Here is a 14317-nt window from a genome sequence, read left to right on the forward strand (position 1 = left end):
AGAAATCATGAACACACAAGACGAAATTAAATATCAAGAAGCTTTAAAACGAGTTAAAAAAATTAAAGGTTTTTACACGCATGCAATTGTTTATGTGATAATTAATATAATGATTGTGATTATCAATATTCAAAGTTTGAATGAAGGAGAAACATATTTCCAGTTTAAGAATTTTATGACTGCTTTTTTCTGGGGAATTGGTTTATTAGCGCACGGACTTTCGGTTTTTGTTCCTAATTGGATTATGGGACAAAACTGGGAAGATCGTAAGATTAAGGAATTCATCGAGAAAGAGAAGGCGAATAAGTGGGAATAATCAAATGCTGAATATTGAACAACGAATGTTGAATTTTGAAGTTTTAAAACAATGAATATATTAATAATCGAAGACGAAAAACCAGCAGCACGATTGTTGCAACGTAAGGTTGAAAAATTAGGATTGCAAGCGAATACCATGTTGCATTCAGTAGAAGAATCAATTTCTTGGTTTCAAAACAACGCACATCCTGATTTGATTTTTTTAGACATTCAATTGTCTGATGGATTGTCGTTTGAGATATTTGAGCAAATCAATATTAAAAGCGCAGTGATTTTTACAACTGCTTATGATGAATATGCATTGCGCGCTTTCAAGCTAAATAGTATCGATTATTTACTAAAACCAATTGATGAAGACGAACTTTCAACTGCAATTTCAAAATTCAAAAATCAATTTCAAAAAAATACGATTTCAAGTATAGATTTTGAAGCAATTAAGCGCATGTTAGTCAATCCAGTTGAAAAGGAATATAAAAAGCGATTTTCAGTAAAAATTGGGCAACAGTTAAAAGTGATTTCCATTGATGAAGTAGAATGTTTTTACAGTGAAAACAAAGGAACGTATATTCACACTTTAGACAATCGTGATTATTTAATTGATTCCACTTTAGAAGTTGTAGAAGCTGAAATCAATCCAAAAGACTTTTATCGCGTAAGCCGAAAATTCATAGTTCCGTTGAAAGCCGTTAAAGAAATACAAGTCTATTCCAATTCAAGATTGAAAATTATTTTGCCAACTTACAAATACGATGAGGTTATTGTTGCCAGAGAGCGTGTTGGTGATTTTAAAGAGTGGATTGGTTAATTAATCATAGTTTTTCGAATTCCAATAAGCACAAAAATCAATAGGGAATAAATAATAAAGAAGGGAGCGATTAATTCAATCCAACCAAAAGGCAACATGAAAGCAATAATTAGTAATTGAAAACCTAACCCATAAAGTGAAAGTAACGTCATAAACCAATTAGGAAATGTTTTTACTTTATAAGCTTCAGCGTCTAAAAAGTGAATTATTTTATCAAAAAAACCATAAACAATAGTATAAATCCCAAATAGAATATTAACAGCTTGTTGCGTTTCCCCAGGTAAAGCTCTTGGGGTTTTGTATTCAAATATTTTACTTGTTGCGTCACCACCAACCGATTTATTTCTCAAAATCACATAATAATAATTATAAAGTGTGCCTTGTAATTGAATGCCAATAAAAGCCAATAATGCTAACCAAATTGTAGTTTTAGAAACATAACAAATTGCCATTAGAAACAGAAAGTTCAAGATAATATCAAACACACTATCTAAATATCTTCCCACATACGAAGGCGTGTTTTTTAATCGGGCTAATTCGCCATCAGCGGCATCAATTCCGGATTTTAAGACGATGAAAAAAGCAGCAGCTAAAAAGTATTGGTTTAAAATACAATAAATTGCAAGTAAACCAGAAATTCCAAATAAAATTGTAACATGAATAGCTGTAAAGCGTGTTTCTTTCAATTGAAGGGCGAAGAATCGTCCGAAAGATCTTCCGTAGTCAGACAAATCTAAAAATTTATCCGAAGCGTTTAATTTTGACATTTAAAGTTAATAATAAAGAACTGTGACAATATAGTCGGCAACCTTATTTTGTGAATCTATGTAATGTAAACGTCATGGCAGTCAATAAAAAGAACGCCATAATTTGATGTGATAATCCTAACCAAAGTGGCACATGGAATAACAAGGTAAAAATTCCTAATAAAAACTGGATAAAAACAAAAACTAATAGTGTTTTAACCCCGTTGTATTGTGTTTTATCTAATACAATTTTTTTGCTTTTGATGAATAAGAAAATAATCATTCCAACTACAAAATAAGCAAAAGTTCTATGAATAAACTGCACGCCACTTTTTCCTTCTGTAAATGCTAAAAGCAAATTCGATTGCTCTAATCGAATACTTTCATGGAAAAATTGTCCGTCACTCATTAAAGGCCAATGATTGTGAATTAAACCAGCATTTAAACCAGCAACAAAGCCTCCATAAATAATTTGAATGATTAGAATTGCTAAGGCTATTCGAGCAATTTTTCTTAATTCTAGAACAGGCAATTTTCGTTCAGGATAAATTAAATCTAAGGCAACCCAAAGCGTATAAGCAAACGTTATGAAAGCAAATGTTAAGTGAATCGCTAATCTGAAGTGACTCACATCGGGCATGTCTTTTAAACCACTGGCTACCATGAACCAACCCAAAAATCCTTGGAAAGCACCCATTCCTAAAAGAATGAAACATTTTTTGATGGTTTCTTTATCTAATTGTTTTTTGATTAAGAAATAAATAAATGGAATAATGAATACAACCCCAATAATGCGACCAATAAAACGATGAAACCACTCCCAAAAGAAGATAAATTTATAATCCTCTAATTGAAAATCTTTGTATTGATTTACTTTTTGATATTCTGGAAATTTCTTGTATTCTTCAAAGGCTTCTACCCATTTTTCTTCCGACATAGGAGGGAAGGTGTCGTTGATTAAATGCCAATCAGTCATGGATAAACCCGAGTTGGTTAAACGGGTAATTCCGCCAACAGTAACCATGATAAATAACAAAACACATCCTGAAAGTAGCCAGTAAATAACCGATTTATTTGTTTTCATTTTTTCTTGATATTCAAAAAGCGCTTCAAATTTAATCAATGATTCTTTCTGAAGTGCTTTAACAAATTATAAAATTATACTTTTTTCAATCCTAATTTTTCAGCTCTTTTCAAAACAAATTCTTTTGCTTGTTCGTATTCATTCGGAATTTCTCCTTCTAAAATAGCTTCTTTCACCGCTTCTTTTAGAATTCCAACTTCTCTACAAGGTTTCAAATCGAATAATTCCATGATTTCTTCGCCTGAAATAGGTGGTTGAAATACACGAACACGGTCTTTTTCTTCCACTTCAACAATTTTTTGTTTAACAATGTCGAAGTTCTTATGGTATTTCTGAAATTTCTTTGGATTTTTTGTAGTGATATCTGCTTTGCACAAGGTCATTAAACTATCAATGTCTTCGCCAGCATCAAAAACCAAACGACGGACTGCGCTATCGGTAACAATTTCTTCTGCAATTACAATTGGTCGTGAACTCATCATGACCATTTTTTGCACAAACTTCATTTTGTGATTCAATGGCATGTGCATACGTTCAAATATTTTTTTGACCATTTTTCCGCCTAAAAATTCATGACCGTGAAACGTCCAGCCTTGTTTTTTGTTGAATCTTTTAGTTGGTGCTTTGCCAATATCATGTAATAATGCAGCCCAACGTAACCAAACATCATTGGTATTTGGACAAATATTATCAACTACTTCTAATGTGTGATAAAAATTGTTTTTGTGTGTATGACCTTCCACTTCTTCGACATTATTCAAAGCGGTTAATTCAGGCAAAATAATATCCAACAAGCCAGTTTGATACAAATGTAAAAATCCAATCGAAGGTTTATTAGAAGCTAAAATTTTATGCAATTCATCAACAATTCGTTCGCCTGAAATAATATTGATTCTGTCTTTATTTTTTGAAATTGCTTCTAAGGATTCAGTTTCAATTTCAAAATTCAATTGCGAAGCAAAACGAATTGCACGCATCATGCGTAATGGATCATCAGAATACGTAATGTCAGGATTCAAAGGTGTTTTGATGATTTTATTTTTCAAATCTTCTACACCATTAAATGGGTCAACTAAATCACCAAAGTTTTCAAAATTCAAAGAAAAAGCCAAAGCATTTATAGTGAAATCTCTTCGTTCTTGATCATCTTTTAAAGTTCCATTTTCCACTAAAGGATTTCTGCTATCGTGTGTGTACGATTCTTTTCGAGCCCCAACAAATTCCACATCAATGTCATCATAACGTAGCATTGCGGTGCCATAGTTTTTAAAAACTTGCACTTTTGGATGAAAAGGAATCAATTCAGAAACCTTTAAAGCCAATTCAATGCCGCTACCAACGGCAACAATGTCGATGTCTTTTTTGTGGTCTCTGTTGAGTAATATATCGCGTACAAAACCACCAATCACATAGCATTCCAAGTTAAGTTCTTGTGCGGCCTGTGAAATGATTTTGAAGATGTTATGTTCTAAATGTTGTTTGTAATTCATTTTCTTAGTTTAAAGTTTCAAGTTTAAGGTTTCAAGTTGGAGATAACTTTAAACTTGGAACTTTAAACTTGGAACATTTTTACTTGCGAATCACTTTTACTTGATGATCTAAACCTAATTTAATAATCGTAGAAGGATTTTTGCAAACTTTATCGTGGTGCAAATTTACTACATAGTCGACACCTTTTATAATTTCGGGACTAATTTCTTTGAAAGTTTTTGGTGTAAACATTCCTGAAATATTCGCAGAGGTTGAAACCAATGGTTTTTTCATGCGTTCCATTAGTTTAAAGCAAAAAGGCTCAGTAACAAGTCGAACTCCTAAAGTCTTGTCTTCGGCTATAATATTTTTGGCAACATTTCGAGGATTGTCTAAGATTAAAGTCGTTGGTTTTTCCGATAAGTCTAAAATTTGCCAAGCCACTTCAGGAATTTCTTTAAAAACGTTGTACATCATCCGTTCGCCATTTAGTAAAACAATCATGCTTTTGGATTCTTCACGTTGTTTTAAAGCATAGATTTTTTTTACAGCTTCTTCATTGGTAGCATCACAGCCAATTCCCCAAACGGTGTCTGTTGGATATAAAATAATGCCTCCGTTTTTGATGATTTCGTATGCGTTGTGAACTTGAGTGTTGATGTCCAAAATGGTAGTTATTAGTTTTAAAGAATAATACTTTATTTGATAAGAAAAATAATGATTTTCTTGATAAAATTTAAATTAAAAAATTTATCAAATATAATGTATATATGTTAAACTAAAAAAAATGTATTTTTGAAAAAAAATGTCAATTCTTTTTTTGTAACCCTGAATTTTAAAAATGAAAATACTTTTTCACGAAAATCAACTTTCATATAGAGGTACCTCAAATGCAGTTTATAATTATGCATTATTTAATCAAGAATACTTGAATAATGAATCAATAATAATTCATCAAAAAAACAACAAGAATAATTTTGCTCCTGCAATTGAAAAGTTTAAGAAAAAATTTGAAGTTCATTCATATTCTAATTTGAACGAAATTGAAAAAATTGTTTTGAATACCCAATCGGATCTTTTTTATGCAATAAAGGCAGGAAAAATTGATGGAGTTAATCCTAAAAATTGTAAAACGGCTATTCATTCTGTTTTTAAATATTATGAACCGCATGGTGATGTATATGCTTATGTGTCAGAATGGTTATCTAAAGAAATGACTAATGGTGTGGCGCCATTTGTTCCTCATATGATTTCTATTGAAAAAACAGAAGCAAATTTAAGAGATGAGTTAAATATTCCTAAAGACGCTATCGTTTTTGGAAGACATGGTGGCGACACTACATTTGATTTACCATTTGTTAAAAAATTAATTGTTGAAATTTCTAAAAAAAGAAAAGATCTATACTTTGTTTTTATGGGAACCAATAGCTTTGTATTTAAAAGTATTTTTACACCATATAAAAATATTATTTTTCTTCCAAAATCGCAGGACGAAATTTATAAAGCTAAATTTATAAATACTTGCGACGCCTATTTGCATGCAAGACAACAAGGCGAGAGTTTTGGTATAGCAGTTGGAGAGTTTTCAATCGCAAATAAACCAATTATAACGTGGGCTAATTCGGAAGAAAAATCACATATTGATATTTTAGGTCCTAAAGCTATTTTATACCAAAATGAAAAAGATTTGAACGAAATAATTCAAAATTTTAAAGTAGATAAAACTAATGACTGGGATGCTTATTCAAATGAATTTGCACCAGAACGCGTAATGGATAAATTTAAAAGTGTATTTATAGAGTAACTAAAAATATAGTTTTAAGCTATTGTTTATGCTACCAATTAGATGTTTTTTATTGTTTTTGTTTTAAAGAATCTGAAAGGTGAGCTCCTTTGAGAAGCACAAAGAACAAATGCCAATACTTAGGCTTAACAATGGAAGATAAAAAGTATTTAATTTGAAAGTAAGTGAGTAAAAATTTAAACTTACAGTAGCCGTAATGTTTTCTTATTACGTATAATTGGGAAAGTTTTAGTTCTGTTTTTATTGCTATCGATTTTGGAGTGCTAGCTCCATGATAATGAACAAATTCTGCTTCAGGAATTAGATAAGAATGTTTGTTTAACTTGTTTATTCTTTTACATAAATCCGTTTCTTCGTGATATAAAAATATATTTGTATCAAAGCCACCAACTTTCCAAAAATCTACGGATTTAACCATCATAAAACTGCCAGAAACAAATTGTCCTTTTTGATGGTTAGTGTATTCTTTTTTACGATTTGGATATTTTTTCGGATTCATTTTTTCAAGAAAAGATCTTCCTAATAATTCTTTTGATACGGAAGTGTAATGATCTAATGTTGCCAATATGGAACCATCCTCTTTGTACGCTTTTGGACCACAAACGCCATAGTTTTCATTTGCTTCCATTGCATTCACTAAAAGGGTTAAGCAATCATTTTTAAAAATAGAATCGTTATTGACAAAAGCAAAATACTTGGCATTTGCAGCTTGGGCTCCCATCATATTTCCACCACCAAATCCTATATTTATTTTACTTTTAATTAACTTTAAATTTGCTCTATTTGCATTGTTAACAAAAATATCTACTAGGTTTAAATCATCAGATTTTGAATTATTATCTACTACAATAATTTCATAATTTAGGTTTGATGAAGTTTTATCCCAAATACTTTCTATACAATCAATTGTATATTTTGCAGAGTTGTAGTTAATTAAAATAACCGCTATTGTATTCATTATAAATATTGATTAATGCCTTTTTCTATAAAAGTAATTTTCTTTTCTGTTGTTTCTTTTTCAATAATATGATTTACTTCAATGTGACTTTTATCTTGTTCTTTATGATAAATATGGTAAGCAATGCCAACATTTTTTAATCTTTTTCCCTGAATATCAATATTGTGAAGTCTTTGAATCATTTCGGAATCATCAATTCCCCAACCCACTAATCCTTCATTAAAACCATTAACTTTTATAAAATCTTCTTTCCAAAATGACATATTACAACCTCTTAATTTAGAGGAACGTTTGTCAACCAATTTGACAAAATTCATCAAAAATGGTAAGCGTAACGTTCTAGCTCTTTTTTTAATTCCCGTAGAAAAGAAATGAAAGTAAGTAGTTTTATTCTTAAAGATTTGTTCTAATATGTTTTTTTGAATATTTACTCTCGAACCAAACAAATAGGTTCCTTTTTGTGCATATTTTAAATGATCTTCAATAAAATTTGGATGCATAATAATATCACCATCAATTTCAATAATGTACTCGTTTTTAGCTATTGCTATGGCTTTGTTCATTATTTTTGGCTTTTGATTGCCATTATCTTCGTGCCAAACATGAATTAAAGGAACTGGAAAATCTTTTTGAAATTTTTTGATTAATTCAGTTGTTTCAGGCCTCGAACCATCATCCGCAATTATTATTTCATTGGGTAATACGGTCTGATTTTTCACACTCAAAAGTAATAGCTCTAGTGCATTTGGCCAATTATATGTTGGTGTAACTAAACTAGAAGTTGGTTTTTTATTCATCATCTATAAATATAGTGCAAATTAATATAAATATTTATATTTGTAAAAAAAAGATTATGGTATATGATTGTTTTATTTTTTTTAATGAACTAGATTTATTAGAAATAAGATTAAACGAGTTAAATAATGTGATAGATAAGTTTGTTATTATTGAAGCAAACAAAACATTTCAAAACAACCATAAGCCTTATTATTTTCAAGAAAACAAAGAACGTTTTTCGCAATTTTCTTCAAAAATAATTCATATTAAACTAGATAAATACCCGCTTTTTATTCCAATTATTAATCCATTTACACCTTGGAAATTAGAATTTTTTCAACGAAATTCTATTGTAAAAGGATTGGTAAATTGCAAACCTGATGATATTGTTTTAATTTCTGATGTAGATGAAATACCAAATCCTACAGTTTTACAAAATTTATTAGACAAAGGAATTAATGAAATTTACGGTTTAAAAATGGACATGTATATGTACTTTTTAAATAATCAGTTAATTTATGACGGTGGAAGTTCTATGTCTATGGAAGAAGCTAAAGATGGAATTTGGCATTGTACAGCAGTTTTACCGTATAAATTATTGAAGCAAAAACCAAACAGAATAAGAAAAATCATCATGCGAACAAAACGTAGAGGTGAAGTTTTTAAAATAATTCCAAATGCGGGTTGGCATTTTACTTATCTTGGTGGTGTTTCTAAAATTATAGAAAAATTAGAAGCTTTTTCTCATACAGAATACAATAATGATAATTTTAAAAGTCAAGAACAAATTGAAAGCTTTATAACTTCTGGGAAGGATTTGTTTGGGCGTGATTTACAATTCAAAATGTTGAATAGCTTAGAGTCATTACCAAAATATATTCAAGAAAACGCTACTAATTCTAAATTTAAAGACTATCTTTTTACCAAGTAAGAGCATGAATAATTTTAAAATTGATAGTAAGTTTCATTCCATTAAGGAGTTAATATTAGACAATATTGTCAATTTTAATTCTAAAGGAAAAATTCTTGTAAATGGTCAAAGAAATGCCATTAAATTATTTGATGTTGATGATATTACATTGAATATCAAATCGTTCAAAAAGCCAAATTTAGTCAACAAAATTGCATATCGATACTTCAGAAAATCAAAAGCAAGTCGCTCCTTTGAATTCGCTTCTAAATTAATGGAAATGCAAATTGGAACGCCTCAGCCGGTTGCTTTTTTTGAGCATTTTGATTTAGTTGGATTGAATGAAAGTTATTATGTGTGTGAACATCTTGAAAATGTGTTTGAGTTTAGAGCTATTGTTCAAAATGAAGATTTTACTAACAGAGAAGAGATTATTAGACAATTCACACGATTTACATTTCAAATGCATCAGAATGGGGTTGAATTTTTAGACCATTCGCCAGGAAATACACTAATTAAAGATAATTATAACGGTAGCTATTCTTTTTATCTGGTAGATTTGAATCGAATGAAATTTCATAATACGATTGATTTTCAAACACGAATGAAAAATTTATCCAAGATTACACACAAAAAGGATATGATTGAAGTGATGAGTAACGAATACGTAAAACTTTCAGGCGAACCTGAAGCAGTAGTTTTTGAAACCATGTGGAAACTTACTGCAGATTTTCAATTTCGATTTCACAGAAAAAAAAGAATCAAAAAGAAATTGAAGTTCTGGAAAAAGTAGTATTTTCACTTTTTAATTCTATAGATGCAATTATCAGTAATCATCACCACATACAATTCAGAAGAATGGCTTGCAAAAGTTCTCGAAGGTTACTGTAACCAAACCGAGAACAATTTTGAAGTGGTTATTGCTGATGATGGTTCAACAGAAAAAACCAAATTGATTATTGATACTTTTCGTGAAAAATTTCAATATCCTATTCAACATATTTGGCAGGAAGATAATGGTTTTCAGAAATGTAAAATCTTAAATAAAGCGATCTTAAAAACCAAATCCGATTATTTACTTTTTACCGATGGTGATTGTATTCCAAGAAAGGATTTTGTTGCGCAACATTTAAAAAATAAAGAGGAAGGCTATTTTCTTTCGGGTGGCTATTTTAAATTGCCAATGGAAACTTCTAAAACCATTTCATTAGAAAATATTAAAAGTCAGCAATGTTTTTCAATTTCTTGGTTATTAAAAAATGGGGTTTCAAAGAGTTTTAAATTGTCTAAACTAACAAAAATTCAACTTTTTGCAACTTTTATGAATTGGTTAACACCTACTAAACGAACCTTCAACGGACACAATACTTCTTGTTTTAAGAAAGATTTACTTGCGGTTAATGGCTTTAACGAAGAGATGCAATACGGTGGTTTGGATCGAGAAGTTGGAGAACGCTTATTCAATTTTGGAATTTTATCTAAGCAAATTCGTTACAGCGCAGTTTGCCTTCACTTAGATCACAAAAGAGGTTATGCTACTTCAGAAACCTGGACAAAAAATAATGCTATTCGTAATTTTAATAAAAAACACAATGTTACTTTTATTGAAAATGGATTGTCAAAATATTTTAGCGAATAATCTCAAAAAAGTCTTTTAATTTCTCTTTAATTAATGCAATTGGGTATTCATCAAAGTATTTAAAAGTATGTTCTTTGATGTGTTTTTCGTCAAATTCTGTATAAATTTCAGGTTTCAAATCTTTTAAATGAATTGAGATGTTTTTCTCATCTTCAAAAATTTGCCATGTTTCTTTATCTACACTTGGCGAGAACAATGAAAATGTTGGAATAAACAATGCTTTTGCCATATTAACACTTCCGCCTTCATTTCCAATTAAAGCATCACATTGCGAAAGTAATCCTAAAAACGAGCGCAAATCATTAGCATATAAATCAAAATAAATACGTTGTTGTGTTTCGGGCTGGCATAAATCAAATATTTTTTGAGCTTCTTCTTTTTGCTTTGGAATATAATTAAATAACAAATTTGCATCAGTAGATTGAACCGTAAAATCTAGTAATTCAGCCATTTTTTCAAATGGATAAGTTTTGTACCATTCGCTGCCTGAAATTCCAATCATATAAGTTGGTTTATCGTTTTTTAATGGGTAGGATTGAAGTAATTTTTTTGCCGATTCAATTTCAGAATCTGTTAAAAAAACTTTAGGTTTATAATCGGTAATTTCTTCTTCAATTAGTGGCTTCAACAACCCTAAACGATTAATAATTGCTAATCCAATAGCTGATTTTGTGCCGTTTTTTATACGTTCAAAATTATAATTGTAGAAGATGTTGGAATACCCTTTTTTATACGAAATTTTATATTTTGCTCCTGAAAAAAAAGTGATTAAATTAGTTTCTAATTTGCTATAAGCATCAATTACAGCATCGTATTTTGAACTTCTAATTTTGAAAATAAATTGGAAAAGCGAAAGGTAGTTTTTACGTACTTTTTCTTCTAAAACAATAATGTTTGTTATGTTTGGATTGTTTTTTAATACATCTACACAATTTGCATAACACATATAATCAATCACTGCAGTAGGGTATTTTTTCTTTAAATTATTGGCTAAAATGGTAGAAGTTAATACATCGCCAATGCGTTTTTGCTGTATGATTAATATTTTCATGATATACAATTATTAAGTGGCTAAAATACACAACTACTGCTTAATTTTTGATTATTGCAAACAAATAATTTAATTACATTTGTAAAAAAGTTTTAAAATGGCAATTAGCGGTTTGGTAATCACCTTTAACGAGGAAAAAAATATTGGTAAATGTATTGATGCACTTTTTAAAGTGTGTAATGAAGTTATTATAGTAGATTCGTTAAGCTCTGATAATACAGTTAAAATTGCTGAAGAAAAAGGAGCTAAGGTAATTTCTCAAAAGTTCCTTGGCGATGGTCCTCAACGTACGCATGGATTACCTTTTTGTTCAAATGATTGGATTTTAAATTTAGATGCCGATGAGTTTTTGGACACAGATGCTACTGACTTTATCTTAAAAGGAAAATATTTAGATGGAAATTATGATGCTTTTTCGTTTCGAGTTAAAAACTTTTTAAAAGATGAATTAATTGATTTTTCAGGTTGGTATCCCGATCATAAAGTGCGTTTTTTTAATAAAAAAACAGCAAAGCCTTCAGAAGCAAAAGTGCATCAAAAAATTATTACTACGAATGAAAAAAAAGTAGCAGTTCATATTTTACACTATGGCTGGGATTCGTTTGAGCAAATTGTAGCCAAGAAAAATCAGTATTCCACTTGGCATGCCCAACAACTTTTTGATCAAGGAAAAAGAGTTACTGCAATAAAACCTGTAATTAATGGTTTAACCGCTTTTTTTCGTTGTTATTTTCTTAAAAAAGGAATTTTCAATGGAATTGACGGTATCACAATCGCATTAATTCAAGGCTTTTTTTCACACATGAAATACGCTAAATTATTAAAATTGCAACGCGAAGAAAAATTATTGAAGCGTTAGTTTGTTACCAATCATTCGTTCATTAAAGGATTGGATATAGGCTTTAATAAACGTTTCCATTTCGGTAGCTTTTGCTTTTTCGGTTTTGATTAAATTGGTTTTTAGCAATTCATCTTTCTTAAAATTATACATTGCTAACGATTTTTTTCCGTCGAAAGCTAAGTAATAATCGCCTGAAATGTAATGGTAAATGTTATCTAAATAATACACTACAAAATCTTTTTCAGACAGATAAGATTTTCCATAGGTGATCATTTTACTTTTTATATTCAAATAATCAATTATCGAAGGCATAATGTCAATTTGCTGTAAATTTTTCTGATTTTTTCCTACAATTGATGGATTTGACGGATCGAAAAATAAGATTGGCACTCTGAATTTTCCAACATTTGTTTTGAATTTTTTCTCTGTTGGTTCCGAAGAAGTATGGTCGGAAGTAATTACGAATAAGGTATTTTTATACCAATCTTCCTTTGAAGCTGTTTCAAAAAAGCGCTTTAGTGCATTGTCAGCATAGGCAATACTTTCATGAATTTTTGTAGTTCCTTTTGGAAATTTTCCTTTGTATTTTTCAGGAATAATGTACGGATTATGAGATGAAATGGTGAAAATTGTACTAAAAAAAGGTTGTTTAAATTCGGTCATTTTAGCCGAAAAATACTGCATAAATTCTTCATCAAAAATCCCCCATCTTCCATCAAAAGCTTCCGGACCTACATATTCATTTTTCCCATAATAAGTATCAAAACCAGCAACTTTACAATATTGGTCAAAATTCTGACTTCCGTTAAAAGCACCATGAAAAAAAGCGGTTTGATAACCATTTGCTTTTAAAATTTTTGGCAAACCATATACTTCATTAATAGAATAACTTGATGTAATTAACGAATTGTTCATCAAACTCGGAATACTTGAAAGGGTAGAAGGAACCGCGTCAATAGATAGTTTTCCATTGGCAAAGCCATTTTCGAAAAACAGCGATTTTTCAATTAATCCATCTAAAAAAGGGGTTTGTCCACGTTGAATATTTTCTCTTCCGAAACTTTCTAAAATAATGATAACTACATTTTTTTTATTTGGATTTTCGCTTGATGTAATTTCGGTAATTGGATTGAAAATTTGGTTTAATTCCGTTTCTGAAAAATATTTTGGTGATTCTAATGTTTCTTTTTTACCAATAGTTTTTAGAATACAAAAAGGCGTATTCAATACAATTGCCGATTGATTAATCGATCCATAATTCACAGCATCAACAATTCGCAATGGTTTTTTCTGAAAACCACCACGACCTAACAAGAAAACAAAACCCATTAAAACAATAAATATTCCTGATTGTTTTGCAATTTGTGACCAGTTTGCACTTTGTTCGCTTGCTGATTTTAGATTAGCAATCATTTTCCAAAACCCAAAACCCAAAAGAATTGCTAATAACGGCAAATGCCAAAACTCAACTAAAAAAGAAAAAATTAAGCCGCCAATTTCATTTTCCATTCCGCTTGCTGTAATCATGCCAAAAGTACTTCTTCTTCCGGTGAATTTATAATATTCGAAATCAACAAAATTGGTTAAGATGAAGATGAGATTCACGATGAAAAATCCAATTTTCAAATACTTTTGATAGTTGGGTTTGTATTTAAAATTACCTGGAATAAAATGTAGAAGCGCAAAAACTAAATTAATGTATGCAATTGCCGATAAATCAAAATGAATACCACCTAAAAAACCTTTAGCTGAAATGTTTTCAAAGGCATTTTTATTAAAAAAGTAAAATAACAAACGACAGATTTGGTAAACAAAAAGAACAATAAAAAAACGATTGAAAAATAGTTTTACACTGCTAAAATAGTTTGACATAAAATGGTAATTTTTAGCAAATTTAACTATTCATGCAAAATT

The 14317-nt window shown here is 29.9% G+C and carries 15 protein-coding genes; 7 read left to right on the top strand and 8 right to left on the bottom strand.

Going from position 1 to position 14317, the window contains the following annotated elements:
- Positions 1–7: 7 nt before the first annotated feature.
- Both RSE15_RS11590 and RSE15_RS11595 read left to right on the top strand, forming a co-directional pair.
- Entirely contained in the window at positions 8–316 is a 309-nt protein-coding gene (locus tag RSE15_RS11590; protein WP_324068711.1) for a 2TM domain-containing protein, read from the top strand.
- A gap of 51 nt (positions 317–367) precedes the next feature.
- Entirely contained in the window at positions 368–1123 is a 756-nt protein-coding gene (locus RSE15_RS11595; RefSeq protein WP_324068712.1) for a LytR/AlgR family response regulator transcription factor, read from the top strand.
- Here the strand turns inward: RSE15_RS11595 and RSE15_RS11600 are convergent.
- The 4 genes from RSE15_RS11600 to RSE15_RS11615 form a co-directional block, all read right to left on the bottom strand.
- Positions 1120–1890: a CDP-alcohol phosphatidyltransferase family protein gene (locus tag RSE15_RS11600; protein WP_324068713.1), complete on the bottom strand. Its 771-nt coding sequence runs from the start codon at positions 1888–1890 to the stop codon at positions 1120–1122. The genes RSE15_RS11595 and RSE15_RS11600 overlap by 4 nt on opposite strands.
- A 43-nt stretch (positions 1891–1933) precedes the next feature.
- Positions 1934–2953: a COX15/CtaA family protein gene (locus RSE15_RS11605; protein WP_324068714.1), complete on the bottom strand. Its 1020-nt coding sequence runs from the start codon at positions 2951–2953 to the stop codon at positions 1934–1936.
- A 74-nt stretch (positions 2954–3027) separates the two neighbouring features.
- Positions 3028–4443, bottom strand: coding sequence for a CCA tRNA nucleotidyltransferase (locus RSE15_RS11610; protein ID WP_324068715.1), 1416 nt, complete (start codon positions 4441–4443; stop codon positions 3028–3030).
- A 79-nt stretch (positions 4444–4522) separates the two neighbouring features.
- Entirely contained in the window at positions 4523–5089 is a 567-nt protein-coding gene (locus RSE15_RS11615; protein ID WP_324068716.1) for an L-threonylcarbamoyladenylate synthase, read from the bottom strand.
- Between the two features lie 175 nt (positions 5090–5264).
- On the opposite strand from RSE15_RS11615, the gene RSE15_RS11620 reads away from it, so the two are divergent.
- The gene (locus tag RSE15_RS11620; protein ID WP_324068717.1) at positions 5265–6227 is read left to right on the top strand and encodes a hypothetical protein; all 963 of its coding nucleotides are present in this window, start codon (positions 5265–5267) and stop codon (positions 6225–6227) included.
- Between the two features lie 49 nt (positions 6228–6276).
- On the opposite strand, the gene RSE15_RS11625 is transcribed toward RSE15_RS11620, so the two are convergent.
- Together RSE15_RS11625 and RSE15_RS11630 are read right to left on the bottom strand one after the other, a co-directional pair.
- Positions 6277–7185 carry a glycosyltransferase family 2 protein gene (locus tag RSE15_RS11625; protein WP_324068718.1) on the bottom strand — a complete coding sequence of 303 codons (909 nt, stop codon included), beginning with the start codon at positions 7183–7185 and terminating at the stop codon, positions 6277–6279.
- The gene (locus RSE15_RS11630) at positions 7185–7982 is read right to left on the bottom strand and encodes a glycosyltransferase family 2 protein (protein WP_324070462.1); all 798 of its coding nucleotides are present in this window, start codon (positions 7980–7982) and stop codon (positions 7185–7187) included. Before RSE15_RS11630 ends, RSE15_RS11625 begins: the two co-directional genes overlap by 1 nt.
- A 56-nt stretch (positions 7983–8038) precedes the next feature.
- Between RSE15_RS11630 and RSE15_RS11635 the strand changes: the two genes are divergently transcribed.
- From RSE15_RS11635 to RSE15_RS11645, 3 genes are read left to right on the top strand one after another with little or no spacing between them, the layout of a single operon-like run.
- Positions 8039–8893: a glycosyltransferase family 17 protein gene (locus RSE15_RS11635; protein WP_324068719.1), complete on the top strand. Its 855-nt coding sequence runs from the start codon at positions 8039–8041 to the stop codon at positions 8891–8893.
- A 4-nt stretch (positions 8894–8897) separates the two neighbouring features.
- Positions 8898–9665 (top strand): lipopolysaccharide kinase InaA family protein, encoded by a 768-nt coding sequence (locus tag RSE15_RS11640; RefSeq protein WP_324068720.1) that lies wholly within the window; start codon positions 8898–8900, stop codon positions 9663–9665.
- A 24-nt stretch (positions 9666–9689) separates the two neighbouring features.
- Entirely contained in the window at positions 9690–10511 is an 822-nt protein-coding gene (locus tag RSE15_RS11645; RefSeq protein ID WP_324068721.1) for a glycosyltransferase family 2 protein, read from the top strand.
- Here RSE15_RS11645 and RSE15_RS11650 read toward each other — a convergent pair.
- Positions 10501–11562 carry a glycosyltransferase family 9 protein gene (locus RSE15_RS11650; protein WP_324068722.1) on the bottom strand — a complete coding sequence of 354 codons (1062 nt, stop codon included), beginning with the start codon at positions 11560–11562 and terminating at the stop codon, positions 10501–10503. The two genes, RSE15_RS11645 and RSE15_RS11650, sit on opposite strands and share 11 nt — an antisense overlap.
- A 97-nt stretch (positions 11563–11659) precedes the next feature.
- Between RSE15_RS11650 and RSE15_RS11655 the strand changes: the two genes are divergently transcribed.
- The gene (locus RSE15_RS11655) at positions 11660–12421 is read left to right on the top strand and encodes a glycosyltransferase family 2 protein (RefSeq protein WP_324068723.1); all 762 of its coding nucleotides are present in this window, start codon (positions 11660–11662) and stop codon (positions 12419–12421) included.
- Here RSE15_RS11655 and RSE15_RS11660 read toward each other — a convergent pair.
- Positions 12407–14275, bottom strand: coding sequence for an LTA synthase family protein (locus tag RSE15_RS11660; protein WP_324068724.1), 1869 nt, complete (start codon positions 14273–14275; stop codon positions 12407–12409). The two genes, RSE15_RS11655 and RSE15_RS11660, sit on opposite strands and share 15 nt — an antisense overlap.
- Positions 14276–14317 lie beyond the last annotated feature (42 nt).

Origin of the sequence: Flavobacterium sp. (assembly GCF_035195345.1) — a bacterium.
Taxonomy (GTDB): domain Bacteria; phylum Bacteroidota; class Bacteroidia; order Flavobacteriales; family Flavobacteriaceae; genus Flavobacterium.

Bases quoted from the DNA above. Each gene is read 5' to 3' on its own strand.
- RSE15_RS11590 (WP_324068711.1), top strand. From the start codon at position 8: ATGAACACACAAGACGAAATTAAATATCAAGAAGCTTTAAAACGAGTT.
- RSE15_RS11595 (WP_324068712.1), top strand. From the start codon at position 368: ATGAATATATTAATAATCGAAGACGAAAAACCAGCAGCACGATTGTTG.
- RSE15_RS11600 (WP_324068713.1), bottom strand. From the start codon at position 1,890: ATGTCAAAATTAAACGCTTCGGATAAATTTTTAGATTTGTCTGACTAC.
- RSE15_RS11605 (WP_324068714.1), bottom strand. From the start codon at position 2,953: ATGAAAACAAATAAATCGGTTATTTACTGGCTACTTTCAGGATGTGTT.
- RSE15_RS11610 (WP_324068715.1), bottom strand. From the start codon at position 4,443: ATGAATTACAAACAACATTTAGAACATAACATCTTCAAAATCATTTCA.
- RSE15_RS11620 (WP_324068717.1), top strand. From the start codon at position 5,265: ATGAAAATACTTTTTCACGAAAATCAACTTTCATATAGAGGTACCTCA.
- RSE15_RS11625 (WP_324068718.1), bottom strand. From the start codon at position 7,185: ATGAATACAATAGCGGTTATTTTAATTAACTACAACTCTGCAAAATAT.
- RSE15_RS11630 (WP_324070462.1), bottom strand. From the start codon at position 7,982: ATGAATAAAAAACCAACTTCTAGTTTAGTTACACCAACATATAATTGG.
- RSE15_RS11635 (WP_324068719.1), top strand. From the start codon at position 8,039: ATGGTATATGATTGTTTTATTTTTTTTAATGAACTAGATTTATTAGAA.
- RSE15_RS11640 (WP_324068720.1), top strand. From the start codon at position 8,898: ATGAATAATTTTAAAATTGATAGTAAGTTTCATTCCATTAAGGAGTTA.
- RSE15_RS11645 (WP_324068721.1), top strand. From the start codon at position 9,690: ATGCAATTATCAGTAATCATCACCACATACAATTCAGAAGAATGGCTT.
- RSE15_RS11650 (WP_324068722.1), bottom strand. From the start codon at position 11,562: ATGAAAATATTAATCATACAGCAAAAACGCATTGGCGATGTATTAACT.
- RSE15_RS11655 (WP_324068723.1), top strand. From the start codon at position 11,660: ATGGCAATTAGCGGTTTGGTAATCACCTTTAACGAGGAAAAAAATATT.
- RSE15_RS11660 (WP_324068724.1), bottom strand. From the start codon at position 14,275: ATGTCAAACTATTTTAGCAGTGTAAAACTATTTTTCAATCGTTTTTTT.